The sequence below is a fragment of the Kitasatospora sp. NPDC101235 genome, from assembly GCF_044767505.1.
GTDB lineage: Bacteria > Actinomycetota > Actinomycetes > Streptomycetales > Streptomycetaceae > Kitasatospora.
Genome location: NZ_JBIWNZ010000021.1, coordinates 74,610 through 88,712, shown reverse-complemented (window position 1 = coordinate 88,712; position 14,103 = coordinate 74,610). Strand labels below are relative to the sequence as shown.

The 14,103-nt window shown below is 73.1% G+C and carries 12 protein-coding genes; 3 read left to right on the top strand and 9 right to left on the bottom strand.

The genetic code is table 11. From position 1 onward, the window contains the following. The first annotated feature begins 55 nt into the window (after positions 1–55). On the top strand, positions 56–2,131 hold the full coding sequence (locus tag ACIRRH_RS29670) for a tetratricopeptide repeat protein (RefSeq protein WP_403073508.1): 2,076 nt from the start codon (positions 56–58) through the stop codon (positions 2,129–2,131). Here the strand turns inward: ACIRRH_RS29670 and ACIRRH_RS29665 are convergent. Then, positions 2,059–2,895: a helix-turn-helix domain-containing protein gene (locus ACIRRH_RS29665; protein WP_403073506.1), complete on the bottom strand. Its 837-nt coding sequence runs from the start codon at positions 2,893–2,895 to the stop codon at positions 2,059–2,061. The genes ACIRRH_RS29670 and ACIRRH_RS29665 overlap by 73 nt on opposite strands. A gap of 73 nt (positions 2,896–2,968) precedes the next feature. Next, on the bottom strand, positions 2,969–3,739 hold the full coding sequence (locus tag ACIRRH_RS29660; RefSeq protein ID WP_403073504.1) for an SDR family NAD(P)-dependent oxidoreductase: 771 nt from the start codon (positions 3,737–3,739) through the stop codon (positions 2,969–2,971). A gap of 154 nt (positions 3,740–3,893) precedes the next feature. On the opposite strand from ACIRRH_RS29660, the gene ACIRRH_RS29655 reads away from it, so the two are divergent. Beyond that, on the top strand, positions 3,894–4,556 hold the full coding sequence (locus ACIRRH_RS29655) for an NADPH-dependent F420 reductase (RefSeq protein ID WP_403073502.1): 663 nt from the start codon (positions 3,894–3,896) through the stop codon (positions 4,554–4,556). 1 nt (position 4,557) lies between these two features. Here ACIRRH_RS29655 and galK read toward each other — a convergent pair whose 3' ends face one another. Next, positions 4,558–5,685, bottom strand: coding sequence for a galactokinase (galK, locus tag ACIRRH_RS29650; protein WP_403073500.1), 1,128 nt, complete (start codon positions 5,683–5,685; stop codon positions 4,558–4,560). Then, positions 5,682–6,788: a galactose-1-phosphate uridylyltransferase gene (gene galT, locus ACIRRH_RS29645; RefSeq protein ID WP_403073498.1), complete on the bottom strand. Its 1,107-nt coding sequence runs from the start codon at positions 6,786–6,788 to the stop codon at positions 5,682–5,684. Before galT ends, galK begins: the two co-directional genes overlap by 4 nt. Positions 6,789–6,893: 105 nt before the next feature. Here galT and ACIRRH_RS29640 point away from each other — a divergent pair, with 105 nt between their 5' ends. After that, entirely contained in the window at positions 6,894–7,721 is an 828-nt protein-coding gene (locus ACIRRH_RS29640) for a DeoR/GlpR family DNA-binding transcription regulator (RefSeq protein WP_403073496.1), read from the top strand. On the opposite strand, the gene ACIRRH_RS29635 is transcribed toward ACIRRH_RS29640, so the two are convergent. From ACIRRH_RS29635 to ACIRRH_RS29615, 5 genes are all read right to left on the bottom strand, one after another. Beyond that, positions 7,718–8,803, bottom strand: a complete 1,086-nt coding sequence (locus ACIRRH_RS29635; protein ID WP_403073494.1) for a LacI family DNA-binding transcriptional regulator — start codon at positions 8,801–8,803, stop codon at positions 7,718–7,720. The two genes, ACIRRH_RS29640 and ACIRRH_RS29635, sit on opposite strands and share 4 nt — an antisense overlap. Positions 8,804–8,868: 65 nt before the next feature. Then, complete coding sequence (locus ACIRRH_RS29630) at positions 8,869–10,632, bottom strand: glycoside hydrolase family 36 protein (protein ID WP_403073492.1); 1,764 nt, start codon at positions 10,630–10,632, stop codon at positions 8,869–8,871. A 2-nt stretch (positions 10,633–10,634) separates the two neighbouring features. Beyond that, positions 10,635–11,447 (bottom strand): carbohydrate ABC transporter permease, encoded by an 813-nt coding sequence (locus tag ACIRRH_RS29625; RefSeq protein ID WP_403073617.1) that lies wholly within the window; start codon positions 11,445–11,447, stop codon positions 10,635–10,637. 92 nt (positions 11,448–11,539) lie between these two features. Then, complete coding sequence (locus ACIRRH_RS29620; RefSeq protein WP_403073490.1) at positions 11,540–12,460, bottom strand: carbohydrate ABC transporter permease; 921 nt, start codon at positions 12,458–12,460, stop codon at positions 11,540–11,542. Further along, the gene (locus ACIRRH_RS29615; protein ID WP_403073488.1) at positions 12,457–13,803 is read right to left on the bottom strand and encodes an ABC transporter substrate-binding protein; all 1,347 of its coding nucleotides are present in this window, start codon (positions 13,801–13,803) and stop codon (positions 12,457–12,459) included. The genes ACIRRH_RS29620 and ACIRRH_RS29615 overlap by 4 nt, the downstream gene beginning before the upstream one ends. Positions 13,804–14,103 lie beyond the last annotated feature (300 nt).

Below are 14,103 nucleotides of genomic sequence, written 5' to 3'. Positions count from 1 at the left end.
GGCTGACCTTCCATAATGGAGGCCATTCGACACGCCGGGCGGTGGGGGCGAGCAGGTGCAGGGCTGGCAGGTCAGGAACGGCATCGACAACAGCACGGTCAACGGCAGCACGTTCCAGGCGCGCGAGCTGACCGTCAACCAGTACGCCGCGCCGGCTGCCGAGGTGCGGTGGCCGATGGTGATCGGTCGGATTCCGCCCAGGGCGACCGCCTTCCAGCCCCGGGCGGAGCTGCGGCGAACCATCGACGAGGCCCGTGGGGAGTACGGGACGGTCGTGCTGAGCCAGGTGCTGGCAGGCGGTGGCGGCGTCGGGAAGTCGCAGCTCGCGGCGCACTACGCGCGCGAGGCCATCGATGCGGGTACCGATCTGGTCCTGTGGGCCGACGCCGCCGAGCCTTCCGCCGTGACCGACCTCTACGCCCGCGCCGCCGTGGAGCTTCGGGTGCCCGGGGCGCACGGTGAGGCCGAGCAGGACGCCGAGCGCTTCCTGGCCTGGCTGGCTACGACCGAGCGCAGCTGGCTGATCGTCCTCGACAACACCACCGAGCACACGCCCGAGCAGCTGTGGCCCGTCACGAGCCGGGGCGGACGGGGGCGGGTCATCGCCACCACCCGCCACCGGGGAGCCGCGAGCACGGGCGGTGACCGCATGCTCGTCGACGTCACCACGTACTCCGCCGCCGAGTCGGCTGCCTATCTACGCCAGCGGTTGGAGCGCGCGACGTGCGCCCACTTCCTCGACGAGCGCTCCGACGACCTCGCCGAAGAGCTGGGCCACCTCCCGCTCGCACTGGCCCACGCGGCCGCCTACATGATCAACACCCGGCGCAGTTGCGGCCGCTACCTGGAACTCCTCCGCGACCGCTCCCGCAACCTGGACGCCGTCCTCCCCGCCCGCTCCGGCGCCGACGGCTACCGCGGCCCGGTGACGGCAGCGCTGCTGCTGGCCCTCGACGCGGCGATGCAGGAGGAACCGGTCGGGCTCGCGGGGCCGGTCCTCGGGTTGGCGGCGCTGCTCGACCCAACCGGGCATCCGCAGGGACTGTGGAGCACGGAGGCGGTGCTGGAGCATCTCGGCAACGTCCGCGGCACGCCGGTCACGGCCGACGACGCGCTGGACGCGCTCGCCTTGCTGCACAACTACAGTCTCGTCACCGTCACGGAGACCGCCGACCGCGAGGTGACCCTGCACGCGCTCACCGCCCGGGCTGCGCTCGACATCGATCCCGGTTCACCGCAGTCCAGCCACGCGGCTGCTGATGCCCTTCTCGAACTGTGGCCGAGTGCGGACTACAGCGTGCAGGGCTTGGCCGCGACGCTCCGGGCCAACACCGACGTACTTGCCGGGCACAGTACCGCCGACCTGATCCAGCCGTCGCTGGGGCTCCACCCGCTCCTGTTCCGGTGTGGGCTCAGCCTTTCGGATGCCGGCCTGTACACCACCAGTCTTCAGTACTGGCGCAATCTCTCCACCATGAGCGAACACCTCCTGGGCACCGACCACGTCGACACCCTCAGTGCCCGGAACAACCTCGCACACTCGTACTCGGAAACCGGGGACACCGACCAGGCCGTCGTGCTCCAGGAGCAGATCCTCGCCGACCGGGAACGCATCCTCGACACCGATCACCCCCAGATCTTCATCGCCCGCAATAACCTCGCCGCCACCTACTGGCGTGCCGGGCGCACCGACGACGCGACGAGCCTCCAGGAGCAGATCCTCGCGGACTGCCGGCGAATCCTCGGTGCTGACCACCCCCACACCCTCATAGCCCGCCACAACCTCGGTACCACTTATACGGACGCCGGACGCATCGACGATGCCATCAGCCTCAAGGAACAGGTCCTGACCGACCGCCGGCGAATCCTCGGTGCTGACCACCCCCACACCCTCATGGCGAGCAACAACCTCGCTGTTTCCTATTGGTGTGCCGGGGAGCCTGACAGAGCGATGGAGATGCTCCGCCAGGCGATAGCGGATTTCGACCGTGTCCTTGGACCTGATCATCCGGACACCGAGCTGGCCAGGGAGAACCTGCTCGTCATTGCCCAGAACCCTCAGTTCGACGCCGCCCAGGCCAGCAGCAGCCGCAGCCCGTCGTCCGAGGGCGAGCCCGGGTCGGCGGTGTAGGTGACCAGGGCCTGGCCGGGGTCGTCGGCCGGGCGGAGGGTGTCGTAGGCGAGGTCGAGGGTGCCGGCCAGGGGGTGGCGGAAGGACTTCCGGCCCGAGGTCTTGTCGGCGACCGGGTGGTCCGCCCACATGTGCCGGAACTCCTCACTGCCCAGGCAGAGTCGACCGACCAGCTCGGCGAGCAGCGGGTCGTCGGGGCGGCGGCCGGCTTCCAGGTGGAGGAAGGCGACGTTCTCCCGGGCGCAGCCCGCCCAGTCCGCGTAGAGCTCGCGGGAGGCCGGGTCCAGGAAGGTGATCCGGGCGATGTTGCGGTCCTCGACGGGCAGGGCGCCGTAGTCGCCGAACAGCGCCACGGCGGCACGGTTCCAGGCCAGGACGTCCATCCGGTGGCCCATCACCACCGCCGGGGTGTGGTCGAGCTGCTCCAGCAGGTGCAGCAGGGAGGGGCGCGGCTGCTGGCGTGCGACGGGGCGGCGGGCCCGGGCCGCGGGGCGGGCGAGGCGGTGGAGGTGGCCGGACTCGTCGGGGGCCAGGCGCAGGGCGCGGGCGACGGCGTCGAGGACGGCGTCGGACGGGTTGCCGACGCGGCCCTGTTCGAGACGGGTGTAGTAGTCGACGCTGACCCCGGCGAGGTGGGCGAGTTCCTCGCGGCGCAGCCCGGTGACCCGGCGCCGGCCGCCGTAGTCGGGGAGGTCGACGTCCTCGGGCCGCAGGCCGGCGCGGCGGGTGCGGAGGAATTCGCTCAGGGCGCTGCTCGGGTTCACGCCATGGATTCTCACCCGGACGGGTGCCGCCGTGCCTGGCCCTGTCAGGACCAGGCACGGCGGAGCCGGGCGGTCAGCCGGTGAGGGACGGGAAGCTCGGGACGAGCCCGCCGTCGATCACGATGTCCTGCCCGGTGATGTACGAGGAGCGGTCGGAGAGCAGGAAGGCGACGGTCTCCGCGACGTCCTCGGCGGTGCCCAGCCGCCCGAGCGGGACGTGGCCGCGGATCGGCTCGTGGTCGGCCGGGTCCGGGACGGCCGCGTGGAACATCTCGGTGACGATGTAGCCGGGGCTGACCGAGTTGACCCGGATGCCGCGCCCGGCCAGTTCGGCGGCGAGGGTACGGGCGAGGCTGAGGACGGCGGCCTTGCTGGCAGCGTAGACGGCAGCGCCGGGCAGACCGCGGTGCGGGGTCCAGGAGGCGTTGAGGACGACCGAGCCGCCGCCGGCGGCGTCCAGCAGCGGCAGGGCGTGCTGGACGGTGAAGAACACGCCCTTGAGGTTGGTGGCGACGATCCGGTCGAACTCGGCCTCCGTCACGTCCCCGACCGGCTGGAAGCCGGCCACGCCCGCGTTGGCGAAGACGCCGTCGAGGCGGCCGTACCGCTCCCGTACGGTGTCGGCCAGCCGGGCGAGGTCCGCCGGTACGGAGGCGTCGGCGCGGACGGTGAGCAGCCGGTCGCCGGCGTCGAGCTGCGCGGCGGCGCGGGCGAGGCGGGCGTCGTCGCGGCCGGTGATGACGACGGTGGCGCCGGCGGTGAGGAGGTGGCGGGCGGTGGCGAGGCCCATGCCGCTGGTGCCGCCGGTGACGAGGACGGTGGAGTGGGACGGAGTGCTGTTCATGACGTCCACCCTCGTGGCGGGTGCCGGGGCGGAACCAGACCCGCTTCGACCGTAGGTCCGGGAAAACCACCCTGCCGACCGGGAATCGGGGCGGCCAACGGGTGGTTGGGCCAAGGCGACGGTCCAATACGGTACTCGCGAAGAGGGACTTCACATGAAGATCGGCATCATCGGCGCGGGCAACATCGGCGGCAACCTGACGCGTCGGCTGACGGCGCTGGGGCACGAGGTATCGGTGGCCAACTCCCGTGGCCCGGAGACGCTCACGGCGCTGGTCGACGAGACCGGGGCGAAGGCGGTGACGGTCGCCGAGGCCGCCCGGGGGGCGCAGGTCGTGGTGGTGACGGTGCCGCTGAAGAACGTGCCGGACCTGCCCGCCGGGCTGCTGGACGGCGCCGCCGAGGGCGTCGCGGTGATCGACACCGGCAACTACTACCCGAAGGAGCGCGACGGCCGGATCGACGCGATCGAGGACGGCGGTCTCACCGAGAGCCGGTGGACGGAGCAGCACCTCGGGCACAGGGTGGTGAAGGTGTTCAACGGCACCTACGCGCAGGACCTGTTGGAGCGCCCGCGCCCGGCGGGCGACCCTGAGCGGATCGCCGTGCCGGTCGCGTCGGACGACGAGGCGGCCAAGCGGGTGGTCCGGGCGCTGGTGGACGAGCTGGGCTTCGACACCGTGGACGCGGGCGGGATCGACGAGTCCTGGCGCCAGCAGCCGGCCACCCCGGTGTACGGGCTGCGCGCCGGCACCGAGGCGGTGACCCGGGCGCTCGCGGAGGCCTCCCCGGAGCGCCCGGCCGCCCACCGGGCCTGAGTCACCGGAGTCGGCGCGCCCCCTCCGCCGGGACGGCGGTGAGGGTGCGCGGCTCGGCGTACCCGGCCGTGCGGAACGCGGCGGTGACCTCGGCGGCGACGTGCTCGGCCGCATCGGCGTCCACCAGGGCGATGACCGAGCCGCCGAAGCCGCCGCCGGTCATCCGCGCGCCGTGGGCGCCGGCGGCCAGGGCGGCCTCGACGGCGAGGTCGGTCTCCGGGCAGGAGACCCGGTAGTCGTCGCGCAGCGAGGCGTGCCCGGCCGTGAGGATCGGGCCGAGCGCGGCGGGGTCGCCGGCGTCCAGTCGGGCGACGGCGGCCTCCACCCGGGCGTTCTCGGTGACCACGTGCCGCACCAGCGGGACCAGTTCCGAAGGGAGTCGGGCGAGCGCGTCATCCAGCCCGGACGGCTGGAGCGAGCGCAGCGCGGGCAGCCCGAGCAGGGCGGCTGCACGTTCGCAGCCGGCCCGCAGCGCGGCGTAGGCGCCGTCCCCGAGGTCGTGCTTCACCCGGGTGTCCAGGACCAGCAGGGCGAGGCCCGCGCCCGCGAGGTCGACCGGCACCTGACGCATCGCCAGGTCCCTGCTGTCCAGGAACAGCGCGGCCCCGGGGCGGCAGCACATCGAGGCCATCTGGTCCATGATCCCGCAGGGCACGCCGACGAAGGCGTTCTCGGCCCGCTGCGCCAGCACCGCCAGCTCCGCGGCCGGGAGCCCCAGCCCGTACAGGTCGTTGTACGCGGCGGCGACGACGCACTCCAGTGCGGCCGAGGAGGAGAGCCCGGCGCCGCTGGGCACGTCGCTGTCCAGGCGGAGGTCCGCCCCGCCGACCTGGTGCCCGGCCTCGCGCAGCGCCCACACCACCCCGGCCGGGTAGCCGGCCCAGCCGGGCACCGAGCCCGGGGCGAGGTCCTCGACCCGGAGCGCCACGAGCTCACCGCCCTGGGCGGACCAGAGCCGCAGCAGCCCGTCCGTCCGGCGGGCGGCCTCGGCGCGGACGGTCTGCGGCAGGGCGATCGGGAGGACGAACCCGAGGTTGTAGTCGGTGTGTTCGCCGATCAGGTTCACCCGGCCGGGGGCGGCCCACTCCCCCTCGGCCGGCCGGCCGTACAGCTGCGCGAACGTGTTCATGCGGCGACCTCCCGCAGCCGGCGGGCCGCGTCCTCGGGGGTGACGTCGTTGACGAAGGCGTCCATGCCGGACTCCACCCCGGCCAGGTACTTGAGCTTGTCGGCGGTGCGGCGGATGGTGAACAGCTCCAGGTGCAGGGCGAGTTCGTCCCGCTGTCCGGCGGGGGCCTGGTGCCAGGCGGAGATGTACGGGGTGCGGCCGGCGCCGAAGAGCCGGTCGAAGCGGCGCAGCAACTCCAGGTAGAGGGAGGGGAATTCGTCCCGCTGCTCGGCGTCCAGGGCGGTCAGGTCGGGCACCCGGCGGTGCGGGTACAGGTGCACCTCGTACGGCCAGCGGGCGGCGAACGGGACGAAGGCGGTCCAGTGCGTCCCGGCGAGGACGACGCGGTCGCCGTGGGCGCGTTCGGCGGCGAGCAGGTCGTCGAAGAGGTTGCGGCCGGTGGTGGCGCGGTGTTCGGCGGCGCGGGCGGCCATCCGGGCGGTGCGAGGGGTGGTGAAGGGCAGGGCGTAGATCTGACCGTGCGGGTGGGCGAGGGTGACGCCGATCTCGGCGCCGCGGTTCTCGAAGCAGTAGACCTGCCGCACGCCGGGCTGCGCGGTGAGTTCGGCGGTGCGGTCGGTCCAGGCGTCCAGGACCAGCCGGGCGCGTTCGGGGGTGAGGTCGGCGAAGGAGGCCTCGTGGTCGGCGGTGAAGCAGACCACCTCGCAGCGCCCGGCGCCGGGGCCGCTGGTCCACAGGCCCTCGGCCTCCCGGAGGGGCTCGGCGGGCGGGCCGGCCAGTGAGGGGAAGCGGTTCTCGAAGACGGCCACCTGGTAGTCCTCGGCCGGGATCTCGCTGAGCCGCCCGTCCCGGGACGGGCAGAGCGGGCACTCCTCGGCCGGCGGCTGGTAGGTGCGCGCCTGGCGGTGGGCCGCGATGGTGACCCAGTCGCCGGTGGCCGGGTCCAGCCGGACCTCGGACCCGGGGGTCTGCGGGTCGAGCGGCCGTTCGTCCACCGCGCACCGGGGGGCGGCGGCACCGCTGTCGTAGTAGATCAGCTGCCGACCGTCCGCGAGGGTGTTCACGGTCCTGACGGTGGGCTGGGTCAGGGACGTCCCGGGCATGGCCCTTCTTCCTCTGAGTGAAGCCATTGGAATCAACAGAAAGCTACAATCTCAAACATTATCCACCAGGGCCACTCACGGAAGTGGTCGAAGGAGGGCCTCCCGATGGCTGACAGCGCCCAACCGCTCGCCGGACAGCGTCGCGTGCTGATCCTGGAGCAGATCCGCGCGCGCGGCGGGGTCCGGGTCACCGAACTGGTCCGCGACCTCGGGGTCTCCGACATGACGGTCCGGCGCGACCTGGACGCACTGGCCCGCCGCGGCCTGGTGCACAAGGTGCACGGCGGCGCGGTGCGGGTCGATGCTCCCGCCACCGGCGAGCCCGGCTTCGAGACCAAGGCGAACTGGGAGCTGCCCGCCAAGGACGCGATCGCCCTGGCCGCCGCCGCGCTCGTGCCGCCGGGTTCGGCGGTCGGGCTGGCCGGCGGGACGACCACCTTCGCGGTGGCCCGGCACCTGCGCGGGGTCGAGGGACTCACCGTGGTGACCAACTCGCTGCGGATCGCCGAGCTGCTGGAACAGCCCGCCGAGGACGGCACCCCCGCCACCGCCACGGTGATCCGCACCGGTGGCGTACGGACCCCTTCGGATGCCCTGGTCGGCCCGGTGGCCGACCAGGCGATCCGTTCCCTGCACGTCAACCTGCTGATCCTGGGCTGCCACGGGCTCTCCCCCGAGGCCGGGCTGACCACCCCGAACCTGGCCGAGGCGGAGACCAACCGCACCTTCCTCCGGTCGGCCCACCGGGTGGTCGTGGTGGCCGACCACACCAAGTGGAACGCGGTCGGCCTGGCCTCCTTCGCCGACCTGGACCAGCTGGACGTCCTGGTCACCGACGACGCCCTGCCCGCCGAACAGCGGGCGGCGGCCGCCCGGCTGGTCGGCGAGCTGATCGTGGCACCGACGACGGACCCCGCGAACCGGCCCGGCTAACCGAACCAGCCCGACCAGCCGGATCGCCGCGCCCCGCCGGACCGGCCCGAACTCCCCCGCACCACCAGCTCGGTGGGCAGCTCCAGCCCCTGCGCCGGCGCCGCTTCCCCGCGCACCTGGTCCAGCAGCCGGCCGACCAGCGCCGCGGCGATCGTCCGCAGCGGCAGCCGGACCGAGGTCAGCGCGGGGTGGAGGTGGCGGCAGAGCGGCGTGTCGTGGAACCCGGTGACGGCCACCCCGCCGGGCCCGACCACCAGCCCCTCCGCCCGGACGGCCTCGGACAGGTCCAGCGCCAGCAGGTCGCTGCCGGCCGCGAAGGCGGTCGGCCGGTCGGGCCCGCGCAGCAGCGTCCTCACGGACGCCACCACGGAGCCCGCCGCAGCCGTCTGCGCACCGCCCGTCGCCACCGCGGACAGGCCCAGGCGCTGTGCCTCGGCCAGGAAGCCGGCCCGCCGCGCCGCCATCCAGGGCAGCTCCTCGGCGGCCCCGAGGTAACCGATCCGGCGGTGGCCGAGTGAGGCGAGGTGCCTCACCACCTCGGCCATCGCCGCCTCGTTGCCGATGTCCACCCAGTGCTGCGGCGCCCCCGGCCCGGTCCGCCCGAAGCTGACGAACGGGACGCCGAGCCGGGCCACATGGGCGATCCGGACGTCCTCGTGCAGCACGTCCGCCAGCACCAGCCCGTCCACCTGGCGGGCCGCCACCAGCTCGTCGATCGCGGCCACCGGGTCGGCCGTGCCCTGCCCCGGCCGGAACAGCAGCACCCGCTGCCCGGCCGCCCCGGCCGCGTCGACCAGCGCCTCCAGGAAGCCGGCCATCAGCGGGTTGGGGTCGAGCGGGTCGTCCACCGGGGCGAGGTAGCCGATGGTGCGCCGGGCGCCGCTGCGCAGCGAGCGGGCCGACTGGTCGGGCTGGTAGCCGAGTTCACGGATCGCCGCGTTCACCCGTTCCAGCGTCTGCGGGCGCACCCGCTGCGGTGCGTTGAGCGCGTTGGAGACGGTCTGCCGGGAGACCCCGGCCGCCCGGGCGACCTCCTCGATCGTGGTGGCGCCGCGGCGCGGCCGGCGCGGTCCCTCGGGCATGCGGTTCTCCAGGGGTGGTCGGGGCTCAGGACGGGTGCCGGCGCCGGTCCGGCGCCCCGAGCGGGTCAGGCTCGGCGCAGGGTCAGCAGCCCGCCGCGCGGCACGGCGATGGTGTCCGCCCGGTCCAGCTCGACCTCGCCCTGCCGGACGATACGCCCCCGGGCGTCCTGCACGGTCACCGCCGCCTGCCCGCGGCCGCCGGTGAGCCGGACGTCCGGGTCGGCGTCGGCGTTGGCCACCAGCAGGGTGCGCCAGTCGTCGCCGGAGGCGTCGACCGGCAGCGCGGCGTAGCGGGCGACGGCCACGGTGCCGGTGCCACGCGCGGTGACCATCGGGTAGCCGAGGTCCGGGCGGGCCGGGAGCAGTTCGCCGAGCTGGAGGGTGGCGGTGTGCTCACGGAAGACGCCGAGCCAGAAGGCGATGGCCTCGCGCTGGGCCTCGGTCTGGGTGGCGAGGTCGACGGAGACCTGCGGCACCGAGAACAGCACGTTGATCAGGTGGCAGGCGACCTGCTCGGCCGGCTCGCCCCGGTGCCACATCAGCATGTCTGCGTGGACCGGGACGGGCCCGGCGGCCAGCCGCACGTCGATGGTCCGCTGGCGGTTCTCCTGCGGGCTGAGCGGGCAGTCGGTGGCGCGGATCATGGTGGCGTACGGCCACAGGCCGGGGCTGACGTACGGCTGGCGGTGCTCGATCATCGCCTCCGGGTCGGCGGCGGTGATCCGGCGGCGGATCTCGGCGAGCAGCCGCTCCACGCCCTCGTCCACGCTCTCGCAGTCCGCGCCGGGGCCGGCCGGCGGGGCGTCGACGCGGGCGAACCAGTCGACGAAGTCCACCTTGAGGCCGTCCATTCCCCACTCCTCGACGGCCCGGGCGAGCCGGTCGGTGAGGAAGGCCCGGACCTCGGGCTGGCGCGGGTCGGCGACGATCGCGCCCATGTGGGCGGCGTCGGCCAGCACGTGGTGGCCGATCTGCCGGTACGCGGCGCTGTCCTTGCCGATGAACGGCAGCGCGTACCAGAGCATGTAGCGCACGCCCAGGTCGTGCACCCGCTGGACGTGGGCGGCGGTGTCGGGCAGCGAGACCGGCTCCCAGTCGCCGCAGTGGGCGTAGCCGCGGGTACGGTCGGCGGTCATCCAGCCGTCGTCCACGATGATCACGTCCAGGCCCAGCTCCTTGCCGAGCGCGGCCTGGGTCTCGACGCCCTTGGGCGTGATGTCCTGGTGCATCGAGTACCAGGTGGAGTACGCGGGGCGGCGGGCGGCCTCCGGGATGTCGGCCGTGCGGCCCTCGCCCCACCAGGCGGCGAGGTCGGCCAGGGCGCGGCCGAAGTGCCGGCGGGAGGTGTCGATCCGGACGGTGAGCCGGTCGGTGGCCTGGGCCCAGAACCGGAACTCGCCGGTCTCCTCGACCACCCCGGCCCCGGCCAGCACGTCCGGGCGCCCGGCGGCGAAGGCGCACAGGGCGACGTCCCCGGTGCCGACCAGCGCGGCGATCGGCGCGCCGTTGGCCAGCGAGGTGCGGCGCGGGGCGCTCCAGGCGGCGGGCAGCCAGCCGGTGCCGCGCGGTTCGGGGGTCCACAGGGCGGTGGCGTCGACGCAGGGCACCCGCCATTCGATCCGCACCTCGCCCGCGCCCTCGGCGGTCACCTCCACGACCCCGTCGGCGACGCCCTGGGCCGTGCCCGTCCCGCTCACCCGCAGGTCCAGGCCCTCGGCGTACAGCGGGCGCAGGCCGCCGGCGGCGGTGGGGGCGTGCGGCTCCCAGACCTCGGCCGTGCTCGTGCCGGCCGTGGCGGTGCTCGTCGTGTCGCTCGTGCTCTCGGTCATGCTCAGCCCTTCGTGGCGCCGGCCAGCAGGCCGGAGATGAACTGCCGCTGGAGGACCAGGAAGAGGACCATCATCGGCAGGGTGGACAGCGCGGTGCCGGAGAGGATCGCGCCGTAGTCGGTGTTGGACTTGTTCCCGTGCAGCGTCGCCAGGGCGACCGGCAGGGTGTGCATCTCGGGGCTGCGCAGGGCGATCAGCGGCCAGACGAACTGGTTCCAGGAGCCCAGGAAGAGGAAGATCGACAGCGCCGCCAGCACCGGCCGCATGACCGGCACCACCACGCTGAACAGCACCCGGAGTTCGCCCGCGCCGTCGACCCGGGCGGCGTCCAGGAGTTCGTCCGGCAGGCTGCTCAGCGACTGCCGCATCAGGAAGATCGCGAAGGGCACGCACAGGCCGGGCAGGATCAGCGCCTGGTAGGTGTCCAGCAGGCCGAAGTCCATCATCATCTTGAACAGCGGTACCAGCAGGACCTGTTCGGGCACCACGAGGGTGGAGAGCAGCAGGGCGAAGAGCAGGGTGCGGCCGCGGAAGCGGAACTTGGCGAAGGCGTAGCCCGCGAGCAGCGCCACGACGAGGGCACCCAGCGTCTGGACTCCGGCCACCAGCAGGGAGTTTCCGAGCACCCGGAACAGGCCGATCTTCTGCTCCAGATGGCTCAGGTTCTCGCCGAGGGCGCCGCCGGGCAGCAGCTTCGGCGGCCAGTCGAACACCTCGGTGTCCTTGCGGGTGGAGGAGACCACCAGCCAGTAGAAGGGGGCGATCGACAGCCCGGTGATGCCGGCGAGGAAGAAGGTCAGCGGCCAGCCGCGCAGCTTCTTGAGGGTCGCGTTCTTCTTGCGGGGCGCGCTGTTCCTGACGGGCGCGCCCTGGGAGGTCACGGTCTCGGGGGTCACGGTCTTGGAGGTCACTTCTCGCGCTCTCCCATCAGGCGCATCTGGACGGCGCCGAGCACCGACACGAGCAGGGTGAGCGCGTAGGCGATGGCGGAGGCGTAGCCGAAGTCGAAGTACCGGAAGCCGTTCTGGTACAGGTACATGGAGACGGTCAGGGTGGCGTTGTCCGGCCCACCGCCGGTCAGCACGTACGGCTCGTCGAAGAGCTGGAGCGTGCCGATGGTCGAGAGCACGACCGTGAACAGCAGCACCGGGCGCAGCGCGGGGACGGTGATGGAGGTGAAGCGGCGGATCGGTCCGGCGCCGTCGACCATCGCGGCCTCGTACAACTCCCTCGGGATGGACTGGAGTCCGGCGAGGTAGATGACGGCGTTGTAGCCGGTGTAGTGCCAGGTGAGCACCAGGACGACGGCCATCCGGGCCCAGACGGGCTGGCCCAGCCAGTCGACGGAGGGCAGGCCGACGGCGTTCAGCAGCCAGTTGACCGCGCCGTCGTCGCCCTTGAGCAGGTAGGCGAACATCACGCCGGTGGCGACGAGGCCGGTGACCGAGGGCATGAAGACGCCGAGCCGCCACACCGTACGCCAGCGCACCAGTGCGGAGTTGATGCCGACGGCCATCAGCAGGGCCAGTCCGAGCATCAGCGGGACCTGCACGATGAGGATCTCGCCGGTGTTGCGCAGGGCCGTCCAGAACAGCGGATCGTCCAGCAGGCGCCGGTAGTTGGCGATACCGGCGTTGCGGGTCGCGGAGCCGGAGCCGGTGGTGAAGGACAGCAGCAGCGAGTCGATGATCGGGTAGGCCTTGAACACCCCGAAGGTGATCAGGGCGGGGGCGAGCAGCAGGTACGGCACGGCGGCGCGGCGCCGCCGGGCCCAACGGAGGCCTGCGGATGCTCTCGCGGAGGCGGCGGGCGGGCTGGCGGCACTCATGCGATCCCGCGCCCGGTCTGCTGGGCGAGCTGCTTGGCGGCGTCCTGGAGGACCGCGGCCGGGTCGGCGCCCTTGAGGAGGACCTTGACCTGGGCGTCGCTGACGAGCTTGAGGGCGCGGGCGTAGTCGCCGGAGTAGTTGGTGGGGTCGCCGCCGTCGGTGGCGAGGTCGGCGAAGGTCCTGAGCACCGGCTGGCCGCCGTAGTAGGCGCTCGGCGCGGCGTACAGCGGGTCGGTGTAGGCCTCGGTGAGGGCCGGGAAGACGCCGCCCGCGTTGAACATGGCGTTCACCGAGGCGGGGCGGGTGACGGCGTACTCGACGAACTTCCAGGCGGCGCGGCGGCGCGGGCTGGAGGAGGCGACGGCCAGGTGGGTGGAGTTGACCAGGGCGGTGCGCTTTCCGCCGGGGGTGACCGCCGGGGGCTTGGTGAGCCGCCAGTTGCCGCTCTGGTCGGGGAACTTCTTCTCCAGGTAGTGCGCGACCCAGGCGGGCATCGCGGCCACCGCGAGCTTGCCGGTCTTCATCACGGGCGGCCAGCTCTGGACACCGGGGGTGTCGCCGATCAGCCCGGCCTCGTCCAGCCGCTTGACGATGGTCAGGGCGCGGACGGCCGGCTCCGAGGCGACGGTGATCTTGCCCTGGAGGTCGAAGTAGAAGGCACCCTGGAGCTGCATCAGGGACTGGAGGAAGTCCAGGTCGGGGGTGGGGTTGGCGGCCCGGTTGAGACCGATCAGGGCGATGCCGGGGTTGGCGGCCTTGAAGCGGTCGGCGACGGCCAGCAGGTCGTCCCAGGTGGCGAGGGCCTCGGGGTCGATGCCCGCCTTGTCGAAGTAGTCCTTGCGGTAGAAGAAGCCGAGCGGGTTGACCTCCCAGGGCAGCGCGTAGGCGTGGCCGTCCTTGCCGGAGACGACCGGCCACAGCCCCTTGGCGAACTTGTCCCTGTGCGCGTCGGCACCGAACGAGGAGAGGTCGGCCAGGCCGCCGGGGAACTTCTCCATGTAGCCGGGCAGGTAGTCACAGCCGATGTGCAGGACGTCGCCGAGGCCCTGGCCGCCGGCCGCCATGCCGACGGTGATCTTGTCCCAGATGGCGGGCTCACCGATGTCCTGGACGTCGACCTTGATCCCCGGGTTGTCCTTCTCGAAGGCCGGGACGATCCCGCGCAGGGCGTCGGCGGCGGTGGCCCAGGACCAGACGGTGATCGTGCCGGTGTCGGCGTCCCCACCGGAGGCGCCTCCCGAGCCGGAGCCGCTGCCGCAGGCCGCGAGGGTGCCGCCGGCGGCGACGGCCAGCAGGCCGGCTCCGGATGCGCGGAGAAGGTCGCGACGGGAAAGGTGTGACATTGCATTCCTCTCGGTGGGGTGGCGCCGGAAGGCTGTGATGCGAAGGGGGTGGGGTGGGTGTGGCGGGTGGGACGGGGGTGACTCGACACGGTTTGAACGTTCAAACACACAAAACAAACCAGAACCAAACAGGTTCCAACGAGCGGACACAGCAAACGCCCGCCCTCCCCATGCCGTCAAGCCCCGGATACGGGAAGGGCGGGCTCCGCAACCGTTCTGTTATCAGCCGGGAGCTCGGCTTCGTCAGCCGGACCGGCGCGGAGCCTGCCGGCAAACCGGCCGGCGGCCCGGTCCTGGCGG

What these genes read in the sequence shown, in the direction of transcription:
- galT (WP_403073498.1), bottom strand. Translation starts at nt 6,788, where the DNA reads ATGCCCGGGACGTCCCTGACCCAGCCCACCGTCAGGACCGTGAACACC.
- galK (WP_403073500.1), bottom strand. Translation starts at nt 5,685, where the DNA reads ATGAACACGTTCGCGCAGCTGTACGGCCGGCCGGCCGAGGGGGAGTGG.
- ACIRRH_RS29655 (WP_403073502.1), top strand. Translation starts at nt 3,894, where the DNA reads ATGAAGATCGGCATCATCGGCGCGGGCAACATCGGCGGCAACCTGACG.
- ACIRRH_RS29615 (WP_403073488.1), bottom strand. Translation starts at nt 13,803, where the DNA reads ATGTCACACCTTTCCCGTCGCGACCTTCTCCGCGCATCCGGAGCCGGC.
- ACIRRH_RS29640 (WP_403073496.1), top strand. Translation starts at nt 6,894, where the DNA reads ATGGCTGACAGCGCCCAACCGCTCGCCGGACAGCGTCGCGTGCTGATC.
- ACIRRH_RS29660 (WP_403073504.1), bottom strand. Translation starts at nt 3,739, where the DNA reads ATGAACAGCACTCCGTCCCACTCCACCGTCCTCGTCACCGGCGGCACC.
- ACIRRH_RS29630 (WP_403073492.1), bottom strand. Translation starts at nt 10,632, where the DNA reads ATGACCGAGAGCACGAGCGACACGACGAGCACCGCCACGGCCGGCACG.
- ACIRRH_RS29635 (WP_403073494.1), bottom strand. Translation starts at nt 8,803, where the DNA reads ATGCCCGAGGGACCGCGCCGGCCGCGCCGCGGCGCCACCACGATCGAG.
- ACIRRH_RS29620 (WP_403073490.1), bottom strand. Translation starts at nt 12,460, where the DNA reads ATGAGTGCCGCCAGCCCGCCCGCCGCCTCCGCGAGAGCATCCGCAGGC.